Source organism: Bartonella sp. HY406 (assembly GCF_025449315.1).
In the GTDB taxonomy this organism is placed as follows: Bacteria; Pseudomonadota; Alphaproteobacteria; order Rhizobiales; family Rhizobiaceae; genus HY038.
Genome location: NZ_CP104893.1, coordinates 2,476,108 through 2,500,528, shown reverse-complemented (window position 1 = coordinate 2,500,528; position 24,421 = coordinate 2,476,108). Strand labels below are relative to the sequence as shown.

15 protein-coding genes are annotated in these 24,421 nt (G+C 43.8%); 9 read left to right on the top strand and 6 right to left on the bottom strand.

The features are described from left to right. Positions 1–184: 184 nt before the first annotated feature. The 9 genes from N6B01_RS10595 to N6B01_RS10555 all read left to right on the top strand — a co-directional run bounded on the left by N6B01_RS10595 (position 185) and on the right by N6B01_RS10555 (position 17,190). Positions 185–2,302 carry a trypsin-like peptidase domain-containing protein gene (locus tag N6B01_RS10595; protein ID WP_262078681.1) on the top strand — a complete coding sequence of 706 codons (2,118 nt, stop codon included), beginning with the start codon at positions 185–187 and terminating at the stop codon, positions 2,300–2,302. Continuing rightward, a complete protein-coding gene (locus N6B01_RS10590) occupies positions 2,299–4,008 on the top strand; it encodes a hypothetical protein (protein ID WP_262078680.1) in 1,710 nt (569 codons plus the stop codon). The genes N6B01_RS10595 and N6B01_RS10590 overlap by 4 nt, the downstream gene beginning before the upstream one ends. Positions 4,009–4,233: 225 nt before the next feature. Then, positions 4,234–7,341, top strand: a complete 3,108-nt coding sequence (locus N6B01_RS10585) for a virulence factor SrfB (protein WP_262078679.1) — start codon at positions 4,234–4,236, stop codon at positions 7,339–7,341. 113 nt (positions 7,342–7,454) lie between these two features. Beyond that, positions 7,455–10,154, top strand: a complete 2,700-nt coding sequence (locus N6B01_RS10580) for a virulence factor SrfC family protein (protein WP_262078678.1) — start codon at positions 7,455–7,457, stop codon at positions 10,152–10,154. 262 nt (positions 10,155–10,416) lie between these two features. Next, entirely contained in the window at positions 10,417–11,610 is a 1,194-nt protein-coding gene (locus N6B01_RS10575; RefSeq protein ID WP_262078677.1) for a hypothetical protein, read from the top strand. Continuing rightward, on the top strand, positions 11,607–13,628 hold the full coding sequence (locus tag N6B01_RS10570) for a vWA domain-containing protein (RefSeq protein WP_262078670.1): 2,022 nt from the start codon (positions 11,607–11,609) through the stop codon (positions 13,626–13,628). The genes N6B01_RS10575 and N6B01_RS10570 overlap by 4 nt, the downstream gene beginning before the upstream one ends. A 37-nt stretch (positions 13,629–13,665) precedes the next feature. Then, positions 13,666–14,406, top strand: coding sequence for an ABC transporter ATP-binding protein (locus N6B01_RS10565; RefSeq protein ID WP_262078669.1), 741 nt, complete (start codon positions 13,666–13,668; stop codon positions 14,404–14,406). Continuing rightward, positions 14,403–15,596: an ABC transporter permease gene (locus N6B01_RS10560; protein WP_262078668.1), complete on the top strand. Its 1,194-nt coding sequence runs from the start codon at positions 14,403–14,405 to the stop codon at positions 15,594–15,596. Before N6B01_RS10565 ends, N6B01_RS10560 begins: the two co-directional genes overlap by 4 nt. Then, entirely contained in the window at positions 15,586–17,190 is a 1,605-nt protein-coding gene (locus N6B01_RS10555) for a formylglycine-generating enzyme family protein (protein ID WP_262078667.1), read from the top strand. The genes N6B01_RS10560 and N6B01_RS10555 overlap by 11 nt, the downstream gene beginning before the upstream one ends. A 117-nt stretch (positions 17,191–17,307) precedes the next feature. Here N6B01_RS10555 and N6B01_RS10550 read toward each other — a convergent pair whose 3' ends face one another. The 6 genes from N6B01_RS10550 to N6B01_RS10525 form a co-directional block, all read right to left on the bottom strand. Then, positions 17,308–18,735: an RtcB family protein gene (locus tag N6B01_RS10550; RefSeq protein WP_262078666.1), complete on the bottom strand. Its 1,428-nt coding sequence runs from the start codon at positions 18,733–18,735 to the stop codon at positions 17,308–17,310. A 128-nt stretch (positions 18,736–18,863) separates the two neighbouring features. Further along, on the bottom strand, positions 18,864–19,682 hold the full coding sequence (locus tag N6B01_RS10545) for an inositol monophosphatase family protein (RefSeq protein ID WP_262078665.1): 819 nt from the start codon (positions 19,680–19,682) through the stop codon (positions 18,864–18,866). Positions 19,683–19,739: 57 nt separating this feature from the next. Continuing rightward, positions 19,740–20,549: a carbohydrate ABC transporter permease gene (locus tag N6B01_RS10540; protein ID WP_182417726.1), complete on the bottom strand. Its 810-nt coding sequence runs from the start codon at positions 20,547–20,549 to the stop codon at positions 19,740–19,742. Then, a complete protein-coding gene (locus tag N6B01_RS10535; RefSeq protein WP_182417725.1) occupies positions 20,546–21,436 on the bottom strand; it encodes a carbohydrate ABC transporter permease in 891 nt (296 codons plus the stop codon). The genes N6B01_RS10540 and N6B01_RS10535 overlap by 4 nt, the downstream gene beginning before the upstream one ends. Before the next feature lie 94 nt (positions 21,437–21,530). Then, positions 21,531–22,808 (bottom strand): ABC transporter substrate-binding protein, encoded by a 1,278-nt coding sequence (locus N6B01_RS10530; RefSeq protein WP_262078664.1) that lies wholly within the window; start codon positions 22,806–22,808, stop codon positions 21,531–21,533. A gap of 112 nt (positions 22,809–22,920) precedes the next feature. Then, entirely contained in the window at positions 22,921–23,901 is a 981-nt protein-coding gene (locus N6B01_RS10525; RefSeq protein ID WP_182417723.1) for an ABC transporter ATP-binding protein, read from the bottom strand. Positions 23,902–24,421 lie beyond the last annotated feature (520 nt).

Below are 24,421 nucleotides of genomic sequence, written 5' to 3'. Positions count from 1 at the left end.
AACTTGTTTCTTGATTTTTCTTAAGTAATCTGCTTTCACTTTTTCTAGACTATTTTATAAAGCCTATTGGCATTTATTGACTATAGGACTTATTTATCGGTGACGGGATTGGGGCGGGGCATTTGCAAACAAAACAGCAGCATTTATTATTTTTATTGTTGTTAGCAATTAAAAAGGGGGCGAAATGGATAATTTCAACTGCTTTTTAAAAAGTAATAATTTGCAAGAGTTTGACTATGCCTGTTTTGAAGGAAAAGCTGTTGTTCATTCCTTTGATGAGGTGGAGGCCTATTTTTCTCGCCATAGTGCTGGAATTAGTCATTTTATTTTTGCAAAACCCTTTATTAGTGAAACGCGTGATAATAGTGGTGATGTTGTTTCTTGGTATTGCAACGAGCATGGTAATGCCATTACCTGGCTAGATCTTGATGAGGGCACAAAAGCAAGGGTTGCCCAAGAATTGCAAAAAGAATGGCAAAATATTTTGACTATTTTTGCCGCAACGCCTCTTTTACCAATTGTAGAGCGTTGGTTTAACATTGCTGATATTAATCAAGATTTATTATTGGTAGCCAATCGCCCAATATTGACCAATTGGGGGCTTTTACCAAAGGCCATTAGTAAAGACGAAAAGACACGCATAAATCATTTTAATAATGGATTAGGTCATGTGATTGGTGTTCAGGCTGTTTTGCCTTTTCATAGCACTGATAGCGATCTTTCCACCCCTTTGATAGGAGGCCAGACTGTGGCTGCAAATGATGGCAATCAGCATCAAGGCTCGCAAGTAAGCCAAAATTCCCAAAACCATAATCCAGATGCAACAAGCGTGCATGAGACACATCAATATGTCACCGCACCGCCATCAAGAGGTGGTTTTTTATTACCGCTTATTTTCTCTGGGGTTTTCCTTTTTCTTATTGCACTTCTATTGCTAGTTTATTTTTTGCCGGCTAGCAATCTTGGGGTTAAGGTTTCATCAACTGAAAAAGATGAAGCTATTGCTTTGTTGGAAACACGCCGTGATGAATTAAAAAAAGGTTTAAGTGGTTTTAGTTGCCCAATACCTGAAGCTGGTCCGCAATCAGCAGGTCGTACCCAAGGTGGTGGATCAGGTAATAATGGTGATGGCGTAATTAGCGCGATTGATCCAAATTTACCATTGCCAGATATTTCTGGCGCGTTGGTTGTGCCAACCAGTGGACCAATTGCCCATGCCGAAAAGGCAACCGTTCTCATTATGGTGGAAGATGATAGCGATGAAGGCGGCAGTATGGGGTCGGGTTTCTTTATCAATGAAACCGATATTTTAACCAATCTGCATGTGGTTGGTGAAGCTCAAAATGTTAAAATTATTAATAAGGAGCTTGGTAAAACGATTGATGCCAAAGTTGTCGCCCGCTCGCGCGGTGAAGCGCAAATCGGTGCTCCTGATTTTGCTGTTTTAAGAGTGAGCGGTGCCCGCGCTCCTGCAGTGCTTGCTATTGCTGGAAAAACCGCCAAGGGTGAAAGTGTTATTGCTGCAGGCTTCCCTGGTATTATTATGGAAACCGACACAGTATTTCATCGCTTGTTGCGCGGTGATGCGACTGCCGCTCCTGAAATGGCGGTAACGCAAGGCATGGTAACTACTTTCCAGCAAGGCATTGAAGGTTTGGAATTGATGCTGCACACCGCAGCAATTTCTGGCGGTAATAGTGGCGGGCCACTCATCGATTATTGTGGTCGTGCTGTTGGGGTTAATACATTTTTGCGCTCTGGCGGTTCAGAAAATTCACCACTGAGCTTTGCACAGCGCACCAGTACCTTGACCAGCTTTTTAAAGCGCTCCAATGTGGCTTTTAAATTTGATGATACCCAGTGCAATCCGCAAGCGCAACAGCCTGCTGTAGCGCAAGCCGCGCCAACAACCAATGGTGAGGGTGCAACCAATGGCGAGGCAGCGCCAAACAGCCCGGCGGCGCCCAATGCGCAGCCGAACAATGCAACACCAAATACTGCAACACCAGATGCCGCTCAACCATCAACACAGCCAAGCACAAGTGGTAATGCAGCGCCTACAACAGGTAATAGTAATAATGGTGCAGCTAATCCACCTTTAAGTCCGGCGCCGTCATCTGGTGGTGGTGCTAATGGCGGTACGCAAAGTCCTGCAACGGGAACTACACCTTCTACGCCACCTGCAGGTGGTGGGGCAGCCAATGGTAGCCAATCTTCAAATCAACCATCAAGCGATCAGTCAACTCGGCCGTCAGCCAATTCGGGCAATCAATCTTCGAACCAACAGGGGAATGCACAATGAACAATATTCGTCTTGCAATAACTCTGCTTAATAATTTGCGTCCTGTTGGTCCGGTTAGTGAACGTGATCACGCCTTATTGACCGACCGCTTGGTGAGCGAGCTTGGCAATGATTATGCCAATTTTTTGGCAGAACCTATCCCTTCAGGTAATGGTGCACAGGTTGATTGGTATGTTAATGCCAATAGCCGCCCACAACCCATGGAAGAGCTTGACCCACAAAGCAAATCGGCATTGCTAAGCGCGGCCGAAAGCCGCAAAATGTCGGTGATTACTTTGGCAAACCGTCTTGAGCAAGGATCGCGTGGTGATAAGGAAATTGCCAAAGCTTTGCGTAATGCGATGATTACGCCAGATAGCGGTTGGCTTTATGACGTTGATGGTAAGCCAGTACTCGTTGGCTGGGGCTATGTTTCGGCGCAAAACGAGCAGCGATCCTTGGGGCTTACAGCCGTTGGCACTGCCGGTACTGCTGCTCAGGTGCGTAGTAGTCAGGCAGTTGAACAACCAAGCCCTGCGCAAGCTAATGCAGAGCAGCCAACGGCAGGTCAACCAACCGTTGCACAATCAACACCAACAAATGCGCCGCAAACAAACCAATCACAACAAACCCATAATGTTGAACATGTGGTGCATACAACCACCTATCATCATAATAGCGTTGTTGCAAAACGCCCCTTTAATTGGCTTGCCCTTATTTTTTGGCTGCTTTGTGCTTTGCTCGCCCTTATTTTCATTTGGCTTTTATTGAGTTCGTCGGCGCTTAACCGTTGGAGCACAGTGGTCAATGGACCAAAGGTTGAAATTGGTAGTGATAACGATCCGAGCTTGCAAAAAATTGCTGATTTAAACAAGGAAATAACCAACCTTGAAGATGAAGCCCGCAAAAGGCAGCAAGAATGTATTGAGCAGCAAGCAGCCAATGAGCCACCTGCAAATAATCGTCGCAATGGCAATCCAAGGTCGGATGATGGTAGAAATCCATTTGACAATGGCCAGCCAGAACAACGTGCTGATCGCGGTAATGATGGTGGCAACAATGGTTCTGGGCCCAATAATGGGCAACCTAATATTACAATTATTATGCCACAAAATGGCGGTAATGCGCCGGAGCAGCGTGTGGAAATTGTTCCTGTACCAGTACCAGAAACTCCGCAGCAACCAACACCTCCTCAGCCAACGCCGCCAGAACAACCTGCTGATCTTGAACAGCCCGCAGAGCCTGAACAAACACCCGAACAACCACAGCAAACTGAGCGTCAGCGTGAACTTGATGATGTGATTAATCGGTCAGGGGTAAGAACGGGTGCATTGCAAATTACCCTTATCTGGAAGGGCAAATCTGATCTTGACTTATCAATCCGCTGTCCCAATGGCACGCGCGTTTATTTTAAACGCCGTTCAAGTTGTGGTGCAACGCTTGACCGTGATGCCAACCAACGCCCTGATATGCTATCGCGTGAGCCGGTTGAAAATATCTATTGGAGTGATCCATCAAAGATTCCGCCAAAGATTCCTGTCTATGTAGATTATTATGACAATCATGGTGATCCGCGTCCGAATACGCCTTTCCGTTTGCGTATTCGTAAAACGATTGTGGATCCGCAAACTGGTGAGTCCAAAGTTGAGGATAAGATTATTGATGGTGTTGCCAATGGCGCGCGTCGTCGTAGCCCAAGGCAAATTTATGTCATTACCAATCCATAATTGAACAATTATACTCCGTGAATTCCATTTAAATGAACGGAGTATATTTTTTATCAAAAGCGCATTTGGTTAAGGTTGAAAATCAAGTGGAAAAAAGCGAACAATGATAAAAAGGATATATACTTTGCAGATTTTTAGGATTTGAAATGAACAAAGTATAAGAATATTATTTTATTCCGTATCACCATTCGGATTTAACAATTAAAACAGAATGAAGCACACCTAATGATCGAGCCAAAAGATATTGTTCTTGTTCCAAACAGCGGTATTCAATTTATAACGCTGCCTTTTGCTTTTGATAAAATTAGCCGTTTTGATCGGCCTTTTATTGAAAAGCGCATGGAAGTGCGTAGTGACGGTAAACCGGTGTTCCGGCTGTTTCCAGGCTGGAATGAAATTGATCCGCAAGCAGATGCGCCTTATTTTAGTGAAGAGGGTGATGAGGAATATTCGGTCAATAAGAATAAAGCCTTGGAGCCATTTTTAAATCAATGGGTACCATTGCCGTTTTTACGGGCATTGCCAGGACGTGATGCTAATGGTTTAGAAAATTATGACACTGGCCCAACCAATTGGTCGCGGGTGCGGGTGATTAAAGCACCGCATAGCGATGATGCAGATGCACCTTCGCATATGGCGGTTTTTGCCTTTGATACAGCGGTGGAGCAGCATGGCAGTGGTAGCGGCGATCCGCAATCACGACCATGGCCTTATACGGCGCCCATTGCCAATGATATTCTTAATCCGCAAGAATTTTCTCTTGTAAGCATGATTAGCCGCAATGGTTGGTTTTTGGGCGATCCACGCAAGCACCCAATTAGCGGCGAGGAAATGGATTTTCAAAGCTGGGCTTTAAGCTGGATTGAAAATCTTTTTGTTGCCCATCGAGAAACAGAATTAGGCCGCAAACTGCGCGAGAGTGATCGGCGTTTTGCGCTTGAACATGCGGCGCGTTGGTTTACTTTTATTGAATTATTGGGCATTGGTTGCACGATTCCAAAAGTGCGCTTTATGGATACAATTTCAGGGCAATCCCATGTACGGCCGGTTGATGTTGACCTCGTTCTTGATATTGGCAATAGCCGTACTTGCGGTTTGCTGATTGAGAATTACCCTAATGAGGATAATGTCGATCTTAATAATTCGATGATTTTGTCTTTGCGTGATTTAGAACGTCCAGAATTACAATATAGTGAACCTTTTGACAGTAATATCGAGTTTTCACAAGCCACCTTTGGCGATGATACATTGTCACGTCTATCGGGGCGGCAACGGGCATTTTTATGGCCCGGTGTTGTGCGGGTCGGGCCAGAGGCCTCGCGTCTACGTGCAATTAAGGGCGGTACTGCCGCTGTTGGTGGTATATCTAGCCCCAAACGCTATTTATGGGATGTGCAAGAAGTTAACCAGTCTTGGCGTTTTCCAGCTTCGCAATATTTGGCTGATGGTGCTGCACCGCCAATTAGCCGCATTGTGCGGCGGTTTTTAAACCGCAATGGCGATGTGATTTCGCAAATACGCAAAGATCGTGCTTTATATAAGCGGCTTTATGGCAAAAGAAGTGATAGCGAATTAATGCAGCCAAGTCCGGCTTTATCCTATTCGCGCTCATCGCTTTATTCTTTAATGATTGCTGAAATTCTATTTCAAGCCATTGCTATGATTAATAATCCGCAAGTGCGTGCCGAACGTAAGCAAAGCAATGCACCGCGCCGTTTGCGCCGCGTGATTATGACCTTGCCATCAGCCTTGCCAACGCTTGAACAACGGCTTATGCGCTCGCGGGTTGAAGGAGCGGTTAATCTTTTATGGGAGTTGATGGATTGGCATCAATCTTCAAGCCCAAGCCTTGCTCGCCCAACGGTACAAGTATCATGGGATGAGGCAACCTGTGTTCAATTTGTTTGGCTCTATAGCGAAATAAGTCGCCGCTTTGGTGGACGTATTGTTGAATATTTTGATCTGTTCGGTAAGCCCCGCCAACGTTTTGAGGCGGGGCAAGAGCCTAAGCCAGATACACCGCTTGAACCATCATTGCGTATTGCCAGTATTGATATTGGCGGCGGTACATCGGATTTGATGATTACCACCTATTATCAAAATGATGATCGCGCTTTAGTTCCTGTGCAAACTTTCCGTGAAGGCATTGGTATTGCTGGTGATGATATTACAAAATCGGTGATTGAGCGGTTAATTTTACCGGCAATTTCACGTCAATTAAGCGCATGTGGGGCAGGTAATCCACGCGCCATTTTAAATGAGCTTTTTGGTGGTGACCGCTCCAATATGGCCGAGCAGATTAAGGATCAGCGCCGTGAAACGGTGATTAAAGTTCTAATGCCAGCAGCCCTTGGGCTTATGTCAGCCTATGAAGAATCTGGGCAGGACCGCTATGAAGCCATTCATACCAAGCGTCTTGATGAATTGGTGCCAGCCTTACTTAAAGATAATTATCTTGACCTTGCTTATGTTCATGAAGCAGCACGTGCCGGCGGCGCGGTTGATTTTAATATTGGTGATACACCAATTGATCTTGATTTCCAGCGTTTACGCTCGGCAATCAATGAAACGTTGCAAATTGCGCTTGATTGCTTAAGTGAAGCCATTAGCCATTTTGATTGTGACAAGGTATTGCTTTCAGGTAGGCCATCGCGTTTGCCGGCTATTCACGAATATTTGGAAAATAGCCTTGCCGTTACTCCTGATAAGATACAACCATTACATCGGTATCGGGTCGATATTTGGTATCCATTCCGCTCGCGCAGTGATGTGACGATTGGTGATCCTAAAACTACCGCCGTTGTTGGCGCAATGCTTTGTGCTTTAGCCGAAGGTTCAATTGTAAATTTCAGCTTGCAAACCCATAAATTGCAAATGCGTTCCACTGCTGCCTATATTGGTGAGCTTGGCAGTGATGGCGTTCTTGAGCAATCACGGGTGTTGTTTACAGCTGAAGAATTACAGCAAAATGGCGCTGTTGAAGCCGAGCATAAGTTAAAAATTTACACACGTGCGCGGCTAGGGTTTAGGCAATTGCCATTGCAACGCTGGATTACCAATCCGCTTTATCAATTATCGATTGACGAAGGGGCTGGCAATGTTCCCCGTCCGATTGAAATCACCATTGCTCGCGAGGTGCAAGAGGACGAAAACGGCGATAGTGCGTCGGTGTTAGAACAAGAGGCATCTAAAGAAGAGCTGACTATTAGAGAAGCATGGGATGCTAATGGCGGTGATGTACGCCGTTCCATCAATTTGACATTCTGTACTTTGCAGCTTGATGATAAATCAAGTGAATATTGGCTGGATTCTGGCACATTAACGGTTTTATAAAATGTGAAATATTGCACTTTAAATAAACGCAATATTTCGTCACAAAAGATTATAGTTGTTTTATCGTGGTTTTAATTGGCTTTGGTTAAAACCACTTGCAATAGGTAAGTAGCATGAAGGCGAATGAAAATTTGGGCTTGGCAGCCGATACCACCAAAGAGACTGCACGTGCGGCGCTTGATTGGTTGCAAAAGGCTAATAATCGCGCATTGGTTGGCGATCAAGCAGCCCGTCTTGAGCGCGCCTTGCGCCTTGGTATTGTTAATGCTGGTCAGCTATCCAAAGCTGCTCGCCGGCCAATGGCGGTTGCGGTATTTGGTGCAAGCCAAGTGGGAAAATCACACTTGATTTCAGTGCTAGCCCGTAAGGGCGACGCTTTAATGGCGCGTTTCCAAGGCATGGAAAAGCCAATTAATTATATTACAACGATTAATCCAGATCGCGGTAAAGAAGCAACCGGTCTTGTAACCCGCTTTACTATTCGTGATCCAAAAGCTGCTCCCGATGGTTTTCCTGTGCATTTGCGGCTGTTAAGCCATGCCGATCTTATCAAAATTTTTGCCAATGCTTATTTTTTTGATGGTCAACCAGGGCGATATGAGACTTGGCCAACAGAAGATGAAATTAAGGCTTTTCTTGCGCCTTTTCGTAATGGGGCGGTACAAGGTGCAGGTGATAGTGGCGAGCCTAATGGTCTTACCATTGAAGATATTTGGGGCTTGGAAGAATATTTTAATAAAACCCTTGCCGAGTTTGAATTAACCAAACGTCTTGGCTCTTTTTGGGTAGTTGCAGCAGATATTGCGCCGCGTCTTAGTTTGCCAAAACTCGCAGAATTTTTATCGCTTTTATGGGGTCGTCATCAGGCAATCAGCGATGTTTATCTTAATCTTGTAAAAAGCTTGCAAAGCTTGAATTTTGCTGAAGAAGTATTTGTGCCGTTTAGTGCTATTGATATTTCAGCAGAAGACCAGCAATCTATCCTTGATGTTGAAACCTTAAGCGATATTATTGAAGAAGATGCGGTTAAGCTTGATGTAGCAACGCCAAATGGTAAAATTGTTGCGCTCAATAAGCCGATTATTACCGCCCTTACTGCCGAACTATTGATTAACCTTGCTGATAATCCTTGGCCTTTTTTCGAGCATACGGATTTGCTCGATTTTCCCGGTTATCGAACCCGTGGTTTGCCGCAAGGCAGCGGCGAAGATGATGAAGGCGGCACAAAAGGTTTAGCGCGTTTTTTAAGCGAAGCGCCACGCGAAACCATGGCTTCGCTTATTTTGCGCGGTAAGGTTGAATATCTTTTTCAACGTTACTGCAATGAGCAAGATATTACCGCTATGCTGTTTTGCGTTAAAGAAAGCAATCTGGATGTTAATCAGCTTGCCGATGTTGCAGCCAATTGGATTGCAACCACCCATGGAGCGCGGCCAAATGAACGTATTGGTAAACCGCCACTATTATACTTTGTATTAACCCGTTTTGATATGCATTTTGAAAAAAAGGCCAATGACTCTTCCATGGGGTTAAAAACGCGGTTTGAAGGGCGGATGATGGCATCATTGATTAAGCCTTTTGGCTCAAGTCCTGATTCATGGGTCAAACAATGGACACCGAATGAGCCATTTCGCAATATGTTTTTAATGCGTAATCCCAATGTTATGAATGCCGATATGTTTACCTTTGATGGTGGGCGTGAGGTGGATATACGCGAAGACCGTAAGGATTGGGTCAAAGAATTGCGTGATGGGTTTTTAGAAACCGATTATGTGCAAGAGCATTTTAACGACCCACAAACTGCCTTTGATGAAATGATGCGGGTTAATGATGGCGGTGCGAGCTATATTGCTAAAAGCCTTGCCCCCGTTTGTCGCCCAGAGATAAAATATCAACAAATTGCTTTCCGCCTTAACAAGTTAAATATGGATTTATTAGCAATATTAAAGCCATTTTATACAACAACAGATGTTGGCAAACGCTTAGCAGAGCGTGAAGAAATTGCACGCAATGTGGTAGACGCTCTTTATACGGCAGAGGAAAACTATCACCGTTTTGGTACATTGCTTCGTGGTTTAATGCTTGATAATGCTAGCATTACCGATCAACTTTATGAAGCCTTGATTGAAATGGATCGCCACCCTATTAGCCAGGATGCGGTGGCAGCACCAAGCGCGCCGCGCCGTTTGCGTCCATGGGAAAAAAAGGAAAACACGGGCGATGAGAGTAGTGATGCGGTACCAGTTGAGCCTAGCACCAATAATCGCCGTGAGGGGAAATTTGTTAGTGCAGCCATAGCAACTTGGATAAGCCATCTTTATCGCCAAGTTGATAATCCGCATTTCTTGATTGAAACTAAGATGGATCCTAGCCACTTACGCGAAATGGTTGATGATATTGTTTTTGCTGCTAAACGCCTAAAAATGCCTGATATTATGGCGGAAACTATCAAGCGCGTAGCCTTTGTTGATCGCCGTGATGAGCAAATTTCTAAAGCGGCTTTGGTAAGCGAGCGTTTTCTTAATCGCTTTATCGCCGATCTTGGTGTCTCACTCATGGAAAAGAATGAGCGCCCTAAAAATGACTATGCCGAGCCACCACGCATTGTCTTTGATCATGGTCCATCACCGTTTAATGCAAAAAATATTGGTCTTGAGCCTGCAACACCCTATCTCACAACGCTAGAAGATTGGGCGATTGCCTTTATGGCACTTGCCAGTGATAATGCTAAAAGTGAAGAGGGTTTAACCATAGATATTGAACAAAATGCCGCTTTGGGGAAAATTATTGATGCGTTGCATCCAGTCGAATAGCGATTGTTGCATAGTTTTAAATTATGATGCTTGTATTTGATTTGCTTAAAAACAAATACAAAAGATGAATAATTAGAAAACCACTATACTCTGTACATTTAAGGTTTTAAAATGAGCAGAGTATAAGTTAAATTACTGTGCGTAAAAAACTATTTTCCATTTTCAAATGGAAAGGTCTTTACAGTTTGGGTAACTTGTATTTGTAATAGGCAAACTTATTTTAAGATTTGTCATCTTTAAAATTAATGTGGAAGAGGAAAAAATGGCTGAGATCATTGCCGCTCTGGAATTTGGCCCCGGTCATGCATGGTTGATTTTCGATGAACCTATTGCTGATGATGCAGTCATTTATATTACACGCGACTCCGATACTGCAGGTAATCTAGGACCCAATGGTTGGCAGGCGCAATCTTTTGGTATTGATCCTATACAAATTGACCCAATGGCGAGTGGCGCACGTGTTTTGCTTGGGCCCGATGTGGTGGATTATGTCCTTGATGGTGAAGCCGTAACCGTTAAGGCTGGTAAGGTTGCGTTTTTTGCATTTTGGCCTCCTGTGACACCGGCTCCTAAAAAAAGCAGAAATAGTGTGGTTGATGGCGGCAAAGCAAAAATAGCGCAAAAGATTGAGCCGGTTTTTGAACCAGAGCCGACAGCACCTCAGCCAAAAATTGAGCCGGAACCAGAGCCTGAGATTAAAATGTTTGAGGAGACACCGCGCGCACCTCGGCAACCGCAAACCGATGAAAATCCAAAGAATGAAGATGTTAAACGTGCTGTAAATGCTGCTCTTGCTGGCCAAAATAATTTTGGTGCCAATGTGCCAAAGAAAAAATCAATGGTTGTGCCTTTTGTGATAATTGGTCTTATTGCTTGTGTTGCTATCATTGCCGGTGGATATTTTATCTATAGTTCATTTTTAAATCAAAACACAGAACAGGTTGCGGGTGGTTCACCGGCAACACCGCCCGTTACTGGTGGAGAAGAACCACCAGTAACGCCAGATCCAACAACACCAGATCCAGCAACAGCTGAGCCAGTCGTTGAGCAAACACAGGTTCAACGAGATTTTGCGCTTGGCCCTGATGGCTGGAGCGCACTTATCACCGCACCTGATACTGATCCGCAGCGACTTTTTGATCTTGGCCGGACTTTACGCAATGATGAGGGTGGCAATACTGATATTGGTTTTGAAGCAATTTATCGTTCTGGTGAAAGAGGCAATCGTGCAGCACTTGAGTGGTATGCCAAGGCTAATGATCCAACATCAGATGCCACCGGCAATGATCGTATAATACCTCCCAATATTCGCCGTGCTTTTGAAAGCTGGACCAAATTGGCCGAGCAAGATGCTACCATGCGTGAAAATATAACCCGTCTTTGCAATAATTTACGTGAAAAACGCTATTCTGGTACAGCGGATGAACGCACAACCTTTCAGGATTACTGCCAATGAACCATGCTTTTCGCTCTTTAGCGCCAAATTATGTTCAATATTTGGGTCGCCTCGTAGGTCTTGTGCTTGTAAGCCTGCTCGTTGCAATACTGTCATTGACGCAGGTTAATGCGCAAAATGCTGACCGTGAAGCTTTAAAGCAAGAAGGACGGCAAACCCTTTATCAACGCATCGTCACTAAGCCGGGCGCAATTTTGCTGCCGCAAAGCAATTCACCCGATAGCGCTGGTAAGCCGTTACCTGCCTTTGAAATTTATTATGTTTTTGCTCGTCAAAATGGTGTTTTGGAAGTGGCAGGTAATAGCCGCGGCGCAACGCAGGGTTGGATAAAACAAGAATTTGCGGTCGATTGGAAACACTCAATTGTTGCAGCTTTTAATAATCGCGTCGAAGTTGGCCGCCAAAGACAGCTTTTCTTTGCAGATAAAAATAAGCTTGTTAATGTGATTGGTGCAAGTGACGTTAAAGAAAAAATTGCAGCCCTTCGTCAAAATCCAGGGCAACAAGGTAGTCCAGTTATTGCTTTGGAGCCTGAAAATATCCCGTCAATTGATGAAAAATTTTATCTCTTGCCTATTTTGGATTTTGAAAAAGGATGGTTGCATGATGATGCAGAAGGCACATTCTTAGGGGTTGGTTCGATTACTCAAAGCGAGCAATCTCAGCAAACACCAGCAACGGCACAAAATCAGGGGCAGCAAAACCCCAATTCACCTAACCAACCGGCAAATGATCCAAATGCGCAGCAAGCTGGCAATCAACAGCCTAAAACTGGCGTGATGTTTGTCATTGATACAACCATTTCGATGCAGCCTTATATTGATGCAACGCGCGATGCTGTTTTAACCTTGAAGGGGGATATTGAAGATTCAGGTAAGCCAATTAATTTTGGGCTTATTGGCTTTCGCCAAAATGAGACAACCAATCGCGGTATTGGCTATCATGTCAAAGTATTTCAGCGTTTGACGCCAACTGCCACCGCCGATGATTTTGTAACCGAAATTAGCAAAATGAAAACGGCAACTCGCTCAACCCAAGGTATTAATGAAGATGCCCTTGGCGGCGTATTTGCAGGGCTTGAGGCCGGTGATTGGGATGCGTTTGATTTAAAATATATGATCTTGATTACAGACGCAGGTCCAAGAAAACCAGAACATGGCGATAATTTTGCGGGCTCTTTGTTTGTTGACGAAATTAATGAGTTAGCCCGCAAAAAAGGTATCCGCATCACTACCTTGCATGTGCGTACCCCTGAAGGCGCACGCGACCATCAATATGCCGAAGATGCCTATCGCCGCTTGTCGCGTATTGCCGGTGGTACCCTTTATACGCCAATTACGACGACCGATGTATCAGGGTTTATTGATCAAATTCGTCCAGCCGCAACCCAAATTGTAACCGATTTAAACAATATTGCCGCTGGTCGTTTAACTGAAGCACCGGCTGAAGATGATAATTCAGCACCGGCGCAAATTGCGCGCGCGAGCCGCGCCATGCAACTTGAGTTTTTAGGACGGCGCGAAAATGCGGCCGCACCAGCTTTTTATGAGGCTTGGACGATAGATCGTGACTTTGACCAACCGGCTATTAAACCAGCCCTTGATATTCGTATCATGCTCACCAAAAACCAACTTTCAACCTTATCTGAAACGTTACGCACTATTGTTAATCGCAGTGAGGTTATGAGCGGCGATCCGATGGAATTTTTCCGTGATATTCGTGATTTGGCGGCGCGTGCTTCTAATGATCCACGGCAATTGGCAGCTGATGCGCCGCTAGGGGATGCTTTTGGCGAATATTTGGAAGGTTTACCCTATACCAGTCAAATTCTTAACCTTACCCCTGAGGATTGGGTACAAATGCCAGCCTCTCAGCAGCGCGATCGTATTTTGGACTTAAAATCGAAGCTTGCTTTTTATGAGCGGGTGCATAATGATCCAAATGCTTGGTTGCAATTGCAGTCTGATGCTGCGGCTGGTGAGTTCGTCACAACTATTTCGCTTGATCGCTTACCGTGATCCTTTGCCTTTATGGTAACAAATTAAGGACATTGTTTTGGCTCGTATTGTTGTTGAAAACATGACAAAAACGCTCACTGATCGTGAGCGTTCTTTTTGTCTTCATATTCCTTCATTTTCGCTACAAGAAGGCGATAAAAAAGCAATTGTTGGGGCAACAGGATCAGGCAAAACAACTGCAATGGATTTATTGGCTCTTGCTAGCCGCCCACAAACATCTGATTATTTCGAACTTATTGGCGATGAGTTTGGCACAATTGATGTTAGTGCCAAAGCTATTCGCCGCGAAAATGCAAGGCTTGCACAATTGCGTGCCCATCTTTTCGGCTATGTTGTACAAACTAGCCCGCTTTTTTCTTTTTTGACGGTTAAGGAAAATGTTGCCGTTCAGCAAAAATTGGCAGGGCGGCGCGATGATAATTATATCATGGCGCTTTTGCAGGCGGTTGGACTTGGTAATGATGGAGATGCTCGTCCCAAGGATTTGTCGATAGGGCAGAGACAAAGAACAGCGATTGCTCGTGCGCTTGCTCATCGGCCGGCGTTTTTAATGTGTGATGAACCAACTGGTGCATTGGATGATGAAACCGCCAATATTTGCATGGAGATGATTACCAGTGTTGCCGAGCATACTGGCACTGCCATTGTAATGATTACCCATGATGTTAGCTTGGCAACGCGTCATGGCTTTAGTGTGGTAAAGGTTGAGCGCGAAAATATCAAACCTGGTTTTTCGCAAGCGGTTTTATATGACACAACAAGCGAGGTTTCGGTATGAGGCTTGGCTTCTATCTAGGGCTTCGCACAATTTTTGGCCATCCACGCGGAGCGTTTTTATCGCTTTTGGTGCTTGCTGCTATGCTTGCCCCCATTCTAGTCTTATGGGGGCTAAAAAGCGGTACATTGACCGCGCTTGTTAATGAGTTGCGCAACGACCCACGCAATCTTGAAATACGACTCATTGGTGATCATCCTTTGGGAGTTGCTGAACTTGCTAAGATTAAAGGGCTTGAAGGCGTTGGCTTTTTTCAACCAACTACGCGCGGCCTTGCAGCACGCGCTTGGCTATCACCTGCAAGTCACGGTGGGCGGGAGGCGATCTCGCTATTGCCGGGCGGCGAGGGCGATCCACTTTTACCGCAAAATGTTGCACCACCAAAGTTAGGTGAAACGGTTATTTCAAAACGTGTTGCCGATAGTTTAAAAGTGGCAATTGGCGATGAAGTAATTTTACGAACGCAACGTGAAAGCGATCGGCTAACATTGGCGCAAAAATTAAGAGTTACTGGGCTCATTGATGCCGCGCAAGCATCAGGCAGTCAGGCGATTGTCAATGCCACATTGGTTGAAGAAGTTGAGTCATTTCTTGATGGTTTTGCGATTGATCGCTTAGAGCTTGCGGGCCGCCCCATATTCGAGCGGCATTTGCGCCATGCTAATTTGCGTCTTTATGCCAAGCAAATTGAATTTGTGCCCAAATTAGCCCAATCGATTGAGGATCTGGGCTATCCGGTAAGTTCGCGGGCGGCTGATGTTGAAAAGCTAGTTTCCATCGAAAAAGCATTAAATGGTATTATTGCCGTGGTCGCAAGCCTACTGATCATTTCTTATTTCGGTGCGGCAAGTGCCAGTATTTTAGGTGTGTTTGATAAGCATCGCCGTGATATTGCGCTTTTGCGCCTTATGGGGGGATCGCGAGCAACAATATTTTGGTTCGTTGCTGGTTTTGGTTTAACTACTGGCCTCATTGGGCTTCTAACCGCAATGGGACTTTATTTGGGTCTTGCAGATTTTATCAATAGTCGATTTTCCCTTGGTCTTGCCAGTGGTGCGGCCAATTGTTATTTGGAGCCAATTCAGCTTGTTGCTGCAGGCTTGGCAACCATGTTCCTTATTCTCATCGTCACCGCGCTATCGGCATGGCGTTTTGTGACTGTTGCACCGGGAGGGGCTCTACGTGCTGAATAAATTTAATCCCACTTTCTCATCGTTCAAATCTTGGCGTCACCGTGTTACTGCTATCGGTATTGCTGCCCTATCTTGGGGGGCTTTAAGCGGCACTGCACTTTCTGCTGAATGGACACTGCGCGTTTGGAATCCAAAGCCTGCCGATGGCGATGTTGTCATTGACTTGCCCTGTGATGGCAAACTTGTATTTCGTGCCGTACAAACAGTGGTTATGGACGAAAATTCTGCCAGTGCACCTTTGAGCGACAGTCCAGTAAGCCTTGGCGCGACTGAGGGTGAGCGCGCTTATATGGAATATCGCCGTGAAGAGCATATTAGTGGTGCATTAACTAATGAGCGCGGCAACTTCTTTTTAATGGGAAAATATGAAATTAGCCATGCGCAATATCAAGCGGTGATGGCAGATAGTCCCGAAAAATGTCCAACCCGTATGGGGCCGCCTGATGCATTACCTGAAACTGGTATTAGTTGGTATGATGCGGTGGAATTTACCCGCCGTTTAAATGCTTGGCTTTATAAAGATGATCTAGCCCAGCTAACCGCAATTGGCGCACAAAATGGCTATGTACGCCTACCAACCGAAGTCGAGTGGGAATTTGCCACCCGTGGTGGTCTATCGGTTAGTGCAGCCGAACGTAGCAATAGCCGCTTCTTTACCAATGGCTCTATTGATGATTATGCTTGGTATAATGGCGCACAATCAGCAAGCGGTAAGGCAAAGCCAATTGGCCAAAAAAATCCTAATCCTCTTGGTCTTTATGATCTTTATGGCAATGCCGAAGAAATTATGCTTGATCCGTTTCGCTTAACCAGACTTGATCGCTTGCATGGCGCAGTTGGTGGTTTTGTTGTGCGCGGTGGTTCGTTCTTAGATAATCCAGAAACTTTAACATCGTCTCGTCGTGATGAATATCCATTTTTTTCGCAAGATTCAAAAGGTGAAATGCGCCGCCGCACGGCTGGTTTCCGATTGGTGATTAGCACGCCATCTATTGGCGATTTAGCGTCTGTGGAGCGCTTAGAGGCGGCATTTAAAGAGCTAAGCAAGCAGGTAGAGGGCGATGCCGCCAATCAACCTAGTATGCAATTGCAAGAGATTGAAGCGCGGATTGAAGGGCCTTTGAAAACAGAAATTGCTGGCTTGCGTACACGTTTGGAAACCGAGTTTACACGCCGTAATGACGTTGAAAATCGTAGTTTACGCCGCGCGATTTTTAATGCTGGCATGTCGGCACGTGAATTACATTTGGCCTCGCGCGCCCTTGATAATTTTTATGCGAATTTAAACGATCCTGATTTTCCTGCTGACTTGAAGGAAAGCACAAGGACGCGCTTTAAGCGTGAACGTGAAAATTTTGATATGTTTGTGACGATATATACCGATTCTATCGTGCAGATTGCAACAGATCAGGGCAATAAGGTGGCAGTTCAAGGCGATATCGTTAAGCGTGAATTGACTGAACAAAAACGTCAAGCCTTGGTGCGCTATGTGGATGAAGCTATGCAGCAAATATCCGATTATCATGCTGGCAGCGTCACCCAAACCCGTGCCATTGTCGATAAGCTTATCGGCGCCCATCCATGGTTTGATTAGGATTTGTTAGCAAAGATGCTTTAGCAAAATGAGCAATATTTGGCGCTTTCTTTAATTTTTTGTAAGAAAACGCCAAATTTAAGATTTAATCGCCGATGTTATTTAATAATGAATTACCTATCCCTTTACCGTCAAAATAGGTTTAATCTTGGCAACTTTACTTACCATTTTGGCTTTAACCATTGGTTCAACAACATCGTCAATTGGGCGGTAAGCGGCAGGTGCTTCTTCACGCAAGCGGTCTTTTAGTTCCTTTTGAATATCTAAACGCCCATATAGATTACTATTTTCATGAGCTATAGGTGTTACAACGCGCAGTTTTGTATTTAACGGCGCGCTTTTTCGTGCTTCGCCACGTGACAAACGCCTACCCGCACCATGGGCTGATGATTGTGCTAATTGCTTATTGCCAAGCCCTTTTAATAGCCAACTACCGTCCCCCATTGATCCGGGTAAAATAACTGGTTCACCAAGCCAATGATAGGCACTGCCTGCCATAATATCACCACCACGGGCAGGGCAAGCACCTTTTCGATGGCGATACACGCCATCTTCATACCAAATAGCGTTATGCGCCGCATCATAAACCAAATGATGCTCAACCTTGCGTTTTAAAACGCGTTGCAGTGCTTTAATAGCTGATAAGCCAATTAAGAAGCGATTGGCAAATGCAATATTGACGGCATTTGCATATCCATTGATACAAAATTGCACTAAGCTATTATTATCATCTACATCAAGGCCACATTTATGATCGGCACTTTCTCGCATTTTTTCACGCAGTATGCTGCCAATTCTTTGGCCAAAATCTAATGAACCACTATGGATAATGACCACTAAACTATTAGATTTTAAGCCTGCGGCATGGGCAAATTGACCATCAACAATGTCATCGACAAAACCAAATTCAACAAAATGGTTGCCGCCACCAATTGTTCCCAAAATAGCATCATGGCGAAATTCGTCTAATCCTTTGCCAAAATCAGCAAAGTCTTCAATAATTCTATTCGCGTTGAAATGGCCATAATCGCCTTGATGATTAACATCGTGCCATGCGGCATCAATATTAATATCAGCCAACAAGCCTTGTCGCCCTGCTTTAAAGCTATCCAATAACCCTAAAATGCCATGTTGTAAAATGGCTTGGCGATTGCGTCCTGTCAGCGCAATATTGCGCCCACCTTGAAATAATATATGCCTTAAATGACCGTCAAGCTCAGGCAATAATTCATCAGGTGACACATTATCAATAGTGACCATGCGCATGCCACAGCCAATATCATTGCCAATTAGATGAGGCATTAGGACATGCTGTGTATCAACCACAACCCCAACAGGTACTGGTTTGCCCGCATGAAAATCGGGTGTTGTGACAATATTGTCAATGGTATCGCTTGTTAATTGCGGTTCATGTAAAGCGCGGCGCAAATCATCGAGTGCCCGTAAGTAATGGCCTTGCGGTTCATTTTTCGCAATAATTGCTTGATATGGAATAGATGAAAAAATATGTTCGCCCATGTTTACTGGGCGTTTATCATGTAACATGACTTAACTCCTAAAATTGTGCAGGTTCAGCAGCCGCAGCAATACGGAGTTATTTCACGGTTCAATATTAGCTTTGCTTTTAAAAATCAAGTAAATTTTATAAAGTTTCAAAAAGCCAAATATAGTCTTTAGCTAGTGATTTGTTGTTCTGGTACATAGCAAATAGTTTTAAGTGCTTGCAATTGTGAAATAATTCCCTTTTTACCCACCAAAATATTTACTTCTTGCTCAAGTCGGCGGTCTTGCCAATTTAGGGTGTTTTCTGCCCCCAAAGCAGTTAAAATAGGTAAAAGCCCAGCCACATCCCATGATGCAACGCCCGCCGCTATATAGCCATCGCTTAGTCCCATGGCAACGCGCATTAGCGAAATGACCGAGGAACCCGTTGCACGATAGGCCATTTTTTGATGGATCAATATTTCTTCAAGCATTGTCATTTCATAAATGGGTGCCCATTTGGGGTGGACTGCAATATCAATGACCGCTTTTTTAGCATCAAGGCTTGCCAATTCTTTCAAAGGTCTATTATTGAGTTGTGGTGGGCAATTGACACCGCCATAAATCAACTCGCCACGAATTGGTGCATTTGCAACACCAAAAATTGAGTGGTTACCTTCTAATAAGCCAATAGAAATAGCCCAATCGCCGCTACCACGTAAAAAATTAAATGTGCCATCAATGGGATCAATGATCCATACGCGGCCATTTTGGCTTGGCTTTGCGCCGCCTTCTTCACCGAAAATACCATCATCAGGAAAATGGCGGTCAATTTCACCATAGATAAAATTTTCCACTTCCTTGTCGGCAATGGAAACAAGATCAAGATGGCCCTTTTCGATGACTTCCAGTTGCCCAATATTGTTAAAATGCTGCGCTGCCAATTGACCTGCTTGGCGTGCTATCTCGATAACAATGTTATAATCAAAAGCTTGAAATTCTTGGCTCATCTTGGTCTTCCAATAATCTTGATGTTGCTATTGCTTTTGCAAATTAAATCGTCACGCCTATTTTATACCAGCATGCATAAAGGATTGCACAAATTGGCGTTGAAACAACAAAAAGGCAATTAATAGGGGGGCAATTGTCATCACTGTTGCTGCGGTGATGGTTGACCAGTTGACACCAGTTTCTGGCGAGCCAAAAATTGCCAAACCAACGGTTAAAGGGCGACTTTCAACTGAATTGGTAACAATAAGCGGCCAAAGAAAATTATTCCAATGGAAACTTGCTGAAACAAGTGCAAAAGCAATATAGGTTGGTTTTGCAAGTGGCACAAAAACTTTTAGCAAAATACCAATTGATGATGTGCCTTCAACCTTAGCCGCATCGACAAGATCATTGGGAACATTTTTAAATGTTTGCCGTAATAGAAAAATACCAAAGGCTGACGCAATATAGGGTAGCGCCATCGCAGGAATTGTATCAAGTAGCCCAAGACCTGAAACAATGCGGTAATTTTCAACAATGAGGACATCGGGCATAATCATCAACTGGATAAGCACCAGAATGAACAAAATATCGCGGCCGATGAAATTAAACCGCGCAAATGCATAGGCAGCAAGAGTTGCAACAATGATCTGCCCGCATAAAATAAGCAATACAAGACAGGTTGTATTAAAATAATAGCGTAAAAACGGTGCTTGTGCCCATGCATGCTTAAAATTATCAAGTGTAAGCGGTGCGGTTAAATCGAAGCGGGTCGCGTATTCGCTAGGATGGAACGCTGTCCAAAAGGCATAGATCACGGGTAGGATCCATAAAAGAGCCAAAAACCAAGCGCCAATTGTTTCAAGAAATTCAGTTGTACGGCTCATTGGTAATGGGTCCTGCGATCAAGAATAACAAATTTAGTAATTGCAATAACCGCCAACACGATAATCAAGGTTACACTTAATGTTGCGGCATAGGGCGTATCCCAATAAGAAAACGCATTTTCATAAATATAGTATAATAAAAGGGAGCTAGCATTATCTGGCCCACCTTTAGTCATGATTACCAGATGATCTACCAGTTTAAAGGCGTTGATAATCGCATTAATCGAGACGAAAAGTGTGGTTGGCATCAGCAATGGAAAAGTAACGCGCCGGAAAAAATACCAGCGGCTTGCACCTTCAACTTCGCTAGCTTCTTTTAGTTCTGGTGATAAATTTTGGAGGGCAGCCAGATAAAAAATCATAAAAAATCCGGCTTCTTTCCATATTGCCATGACAATAAGGCAACCCATTACAGTTGAAGGATCACCCAACCAGTTATGACCTGAAAAACCAAGACTTTGTAAAAACTGGTCTAGTAATCCATAGCCCGGCGTATAAAAAAACAACCAGATATTAGCTACCGCAATCATTGGCAAAATCGTTGGTGTGAAATAAGCAAGGCGCATAAAACCGCGACCCTTTAGTTTCCCATTGACAAAAATTGCCATCATCATTGCTAGCGCAATACTTGCAGGAACGGTAACAAGCGCAAAAACAATATTATTGCCAAAAACTTGCCAAAAAATACCGTCATTCATCATGGTATGATAATTTTCCATACCCGAAAAATAACTGCCTTTGGAACGGCTTTGCGAAAAGAAACTGGAAATAAATGTTGCGATAATTGGATAATAGGTAAAGGTCACAAGTAAAAGCATCGCTGGTGTTATAAGCAACCATGCATTTATGTTTTCTTTCCAACTAATCGGCTTGCGCGAAACTGACATATTGTTCTACTTCATTTTAAAAATGCGGCTGGCGCTTATGTCCAGCCACATTTTTGTTAGAATATCAATAATATTTGATCATTTTGAAAATGACTTATTTATAGGGTTTAAGGATGCGCTCTGCTTGGCTTTGTGCCTTATCAAGCCCGTCTTTTCCGCTTTGATTACCAGTTAACACCGCCTGAATGGCATCGTTAATGATTTTATAAATGCGACCATTTTCGTAAACTGAAAGTTCAGGCACTGCATAGGCCAGTTGATCACGAGCAACAAGGGTTACAGGAAACTCTTCGCTATAGGCCTTTAGCTCTTTTGTGTCATAAGCATCAGGACGGGTTGCAACATAACCAGATTTCATGCTCCATTCGGCAGCACGCTCTGGTGTAGTCATCCATTTGATGAATTTTACAGCCGCGGCTTGTTGTTCTGGGCTAGCTTTTTTAAATACATAGAAGTTGCCGCCACCAGTTGGTGAGCCGCGTCTTACTTTTTCAGGTAGCATTGCAACGCCAAAATCAAACTTTGCGCCTTCTTTCACTGCGGTAAGATTACCGGTTGTATGCCACATCATTGCAGTATTTTGCTCAAGAAAATCGCTGCGCAATGTTCCCCATTCAATATTGCCTTTAGGGCTAGCATTATAGGTCTTTGAAAGGTCTAACCAATAATTTAAAGCTTCAACGGTTTTGTTGTCGTTAAAGTAAACTTCGTTGCCATTCTTATTCATCAATTCATGATCATTTTCAATGGCCAAGGCTTGTAACATCCAATAACCGAATGTGCTTGGAATTTTAACGCCCCAACGGGTTACATTGCCAGAATTATCTTTTTTAACTAGCTTTTGGGCATATTCAGTCATTTCATCCCAAGTTTTTGGTGGCTGTTCTGGATCAAGACCAACTTCACGGAAAGCGTCTTTATTATAATAAAGAACAATAGTTGAACGTTGGAAAGGAATGCTCCAGGTTTTGCCATCAATATTGCCATTGGCCATAAAAGCAGGATAGAATTTATCAAACCAATCCTTGCTATCTTCGCCACTAATGTCATCAAATGGCACGATTGCATCTTCTTCAAGCAAGGTAAATACGTCGGTTGACAAAAGAACCGATAATTGCGGCGGTTGCCCACCCTTAACCACTGTCATGACTTTGGTCATGGTTTCAAAGTAGTTGCCTGAATAAACCGCATTAATTTTAATGTCTGGGTTTTCTTTTTCAAAGCGCTTTACAAAATCATCCATAACGTTGGTAAGTGGTCCACCAACAGCAACTGGATAATACATGGTAAGCTCAGTGGATTGAGCAGGTGTAAAGCCAAATGCCGACCAACCTAGGACCGCCGCGGCGCATATTTTTTGTACAAAGTTCATTTTTTCCCTCAATGATGATAAATCCAAGTGATATTAAGCACTTCAAGTGTAAAGATTATCTTTTATCGGTGTTATCTAAACCTTGATTAATCGGATTTTGCCAACAGAATATCTATTGGCGCATACCAGTTTGTAAGTTAAAATGGTGAGCTGCTTCACTGTCCCAAGTGATGTAAACCTCACTTTGGGGTTTTACGTTTGAAAAGCCAGCTTCACGAACCAAAACAGTTTGTCCAGCAATATCTGCAACAATGATGCTATCTGCACCCAAATATTCTACAGATTTAACGCTACCTTTTAAAGGACCATTATTGGTATCAATTCGCGCATCTTCAGGGCGAATACCAATAATATGATTTTCATATTCAATGAGATTCATTGGTGGCATGCCAACAAAACGCGCGGCAAAGGTTGATGTTGGGCATTGATAAAGCTCATGGGGCGCGCCCTTTTGCTCAATCTTGCCATTATTCATCAACACAACTTGGTCAGCCATCGTCATAGCTTCGGTTTGGTCATGGGTAACATAGACCATTGTCATGCCAAGGCGTTGTTGCAAGGATCGAATTTCGGTGCGCATTTCATGGCGCAATTTTGCATCAAGATTAGAAAGCGGTTCATCCATTAAGCAAACGGCAGCTTCAGCTATAATCGCGCGTCCTAATGCTACACGTTGCTTTTGTCCACCAGATAATTGCCCTGATTTACGATCCAACAAATGGCTAAGGCCAACAATTTGTGCAACTTTTTTCAAACGTTCATCGCGTTCAGCGCGTCCAACACCGCGGACCTTTAGGCCGTAAACAATATTTTCTGCAACATTAAGATGAGGAAAAAGTGCATAAGACTGGAAAACCATTGAAAGTTTGCGGTCTTTTGGCGGTAAACGCGTAACATCGCGACCCGCTATGAAAATTTTACCAGAATCGCTAGTTTCAAGACCAGCAAGCAAACGCAATGTTGTTGACTTACCGCAACCTGATGGCCCAAGAAGAACCAAGAAATCGCCCTTTTCAACGCTAAAGCTGACATTATCAACACCGCCAACACCACCCCACTGGCGCGAAATTTGCTCAAAGATAATTTCAGACATGCAAACCCAATCAATTACATTATGATATTCGTATATTATCGCTTAATTTTTAGCCGCCAGTCGTTACTGTATTATGACGTATAAGTCTAATCATATTTTAGCCACAACGTCAAAATTCAGCCTTAATGAACAATAATCCGCACCAAAATTCTGTATATTGAGCCTCCTTTTGGTGATGGCGCTTTTATTTGGGGCAAGATCGTCGTCTCAGGTTAAGCGGCGATTCTGTTGGTGTTAAGCAAATTATATTAGGCAAAACGTTGAATTAAGTTAGCCGGCGTAATTTTTAAGTTTTATCGCCGTTGATTTAGTATAATTAAGATAGGTTAGCGATTCCAAAGAATATACGATTTTAGATTATATTAAAATATCGCTGCATTAATAAGCCCTTGTTTGGTATCCTTCCAACCTATGCTAAATATCAGCCATAAGAAATGGTGGTAAATAGTGCATAAAACCATAAAATAAAGCTGTTGGTGGAGTTTTTCGCTGTTTTTATTAAACATGACTTGATTTATCA

Coding starts and splice junctions, on each gene's coding strand:
- N6B01_RS10545 (WP_262078665.1), bottom strand. CDS start 19,682: ATGAGCCAAGAATTTCAAGCTTTTGATTATAACATTGTTATCGAGATA.
- N6B01_RS10525 (WP_182417723.1), bottom strand. CDS start 23,901: ATGTCTGAAATTATCTTTGAGCAAATTTCGCGCCAGTGGGGTGGTGTT.
- N6B01_RS10580 (WP_262078678.1), top strand. CDS start 7,455: ATGAAGGCGAATGAAAATTTGGGCTTGGCAGCCGATACCACCAAAGAG.
- N6B01_RS10570 (WP_262078670.1), top strand. CDS start 11,607: ATGAACCATGCTTTTCGCTCTTTAGCGCCAAATTATGTTCAATATTTG.
- N6B01_RS10590 (WP_262078680.1), top strand. CDS start 2,299: ATGAACAATATTCGTCTTGCAATAACTCTGCTTAATAATTTGCGTCCT.
- N6B01_RS10585 (WP_262078679.1), top strand. CDS start 4,234: ATGATCGAGCCAAAAGATATTGTTCTTGTTCCAAACAGCGGTATTCAA.
- N6B01_RS10540 (WP_182417726.1), bottom strand. CDS start 20,549: ATGAGCCGTACAACTGAATTTCTTGAAACAATTGGCGCTTGGTTTTTG.
- N6B01_RS10575 (WP_262078677.1), top strand. CDS start 10,417: ATGGCTGAGATCATTGCCGCTCTGGAATTTGGCCCCGGTCATGCATGG.
- N6B01_RS10535 (WP_182417725.1), bottom strand. CDS start 21,436: ATGTCAGTTTCGCGCAAGCCGATTAGTTGGAAAGAAAACATAAATGCA.
- N6B01_RS10595 (WP_262078681.1), top strand. CDS start 185: ATGGATAATTTCAACTGCTTTTTAAAAAGTAATAATTTGCAAGAGTTT.
- N6B01_RS10530 (WP_262078664.1), bottom strand. CDS start 22,808: ATGAACTTTGTACAAAAAATATGCGCCGCGGCGGTCCTAGGTTGGTCG.
- N6B01_RS10550 (WP_262078666.1), bottom strand. CDS start 18,735: ATGTTACATGATAAACGCCCAGTAAACATGGGCGAACATATTTTTTCA.
- N6B01_RS10560 (WP_262078668.1), top strand. CDS start 14,403: ATGAGGCTTGGCTTCTATCTAGGGCTTCGCACAATTTTTGGCCATCCA.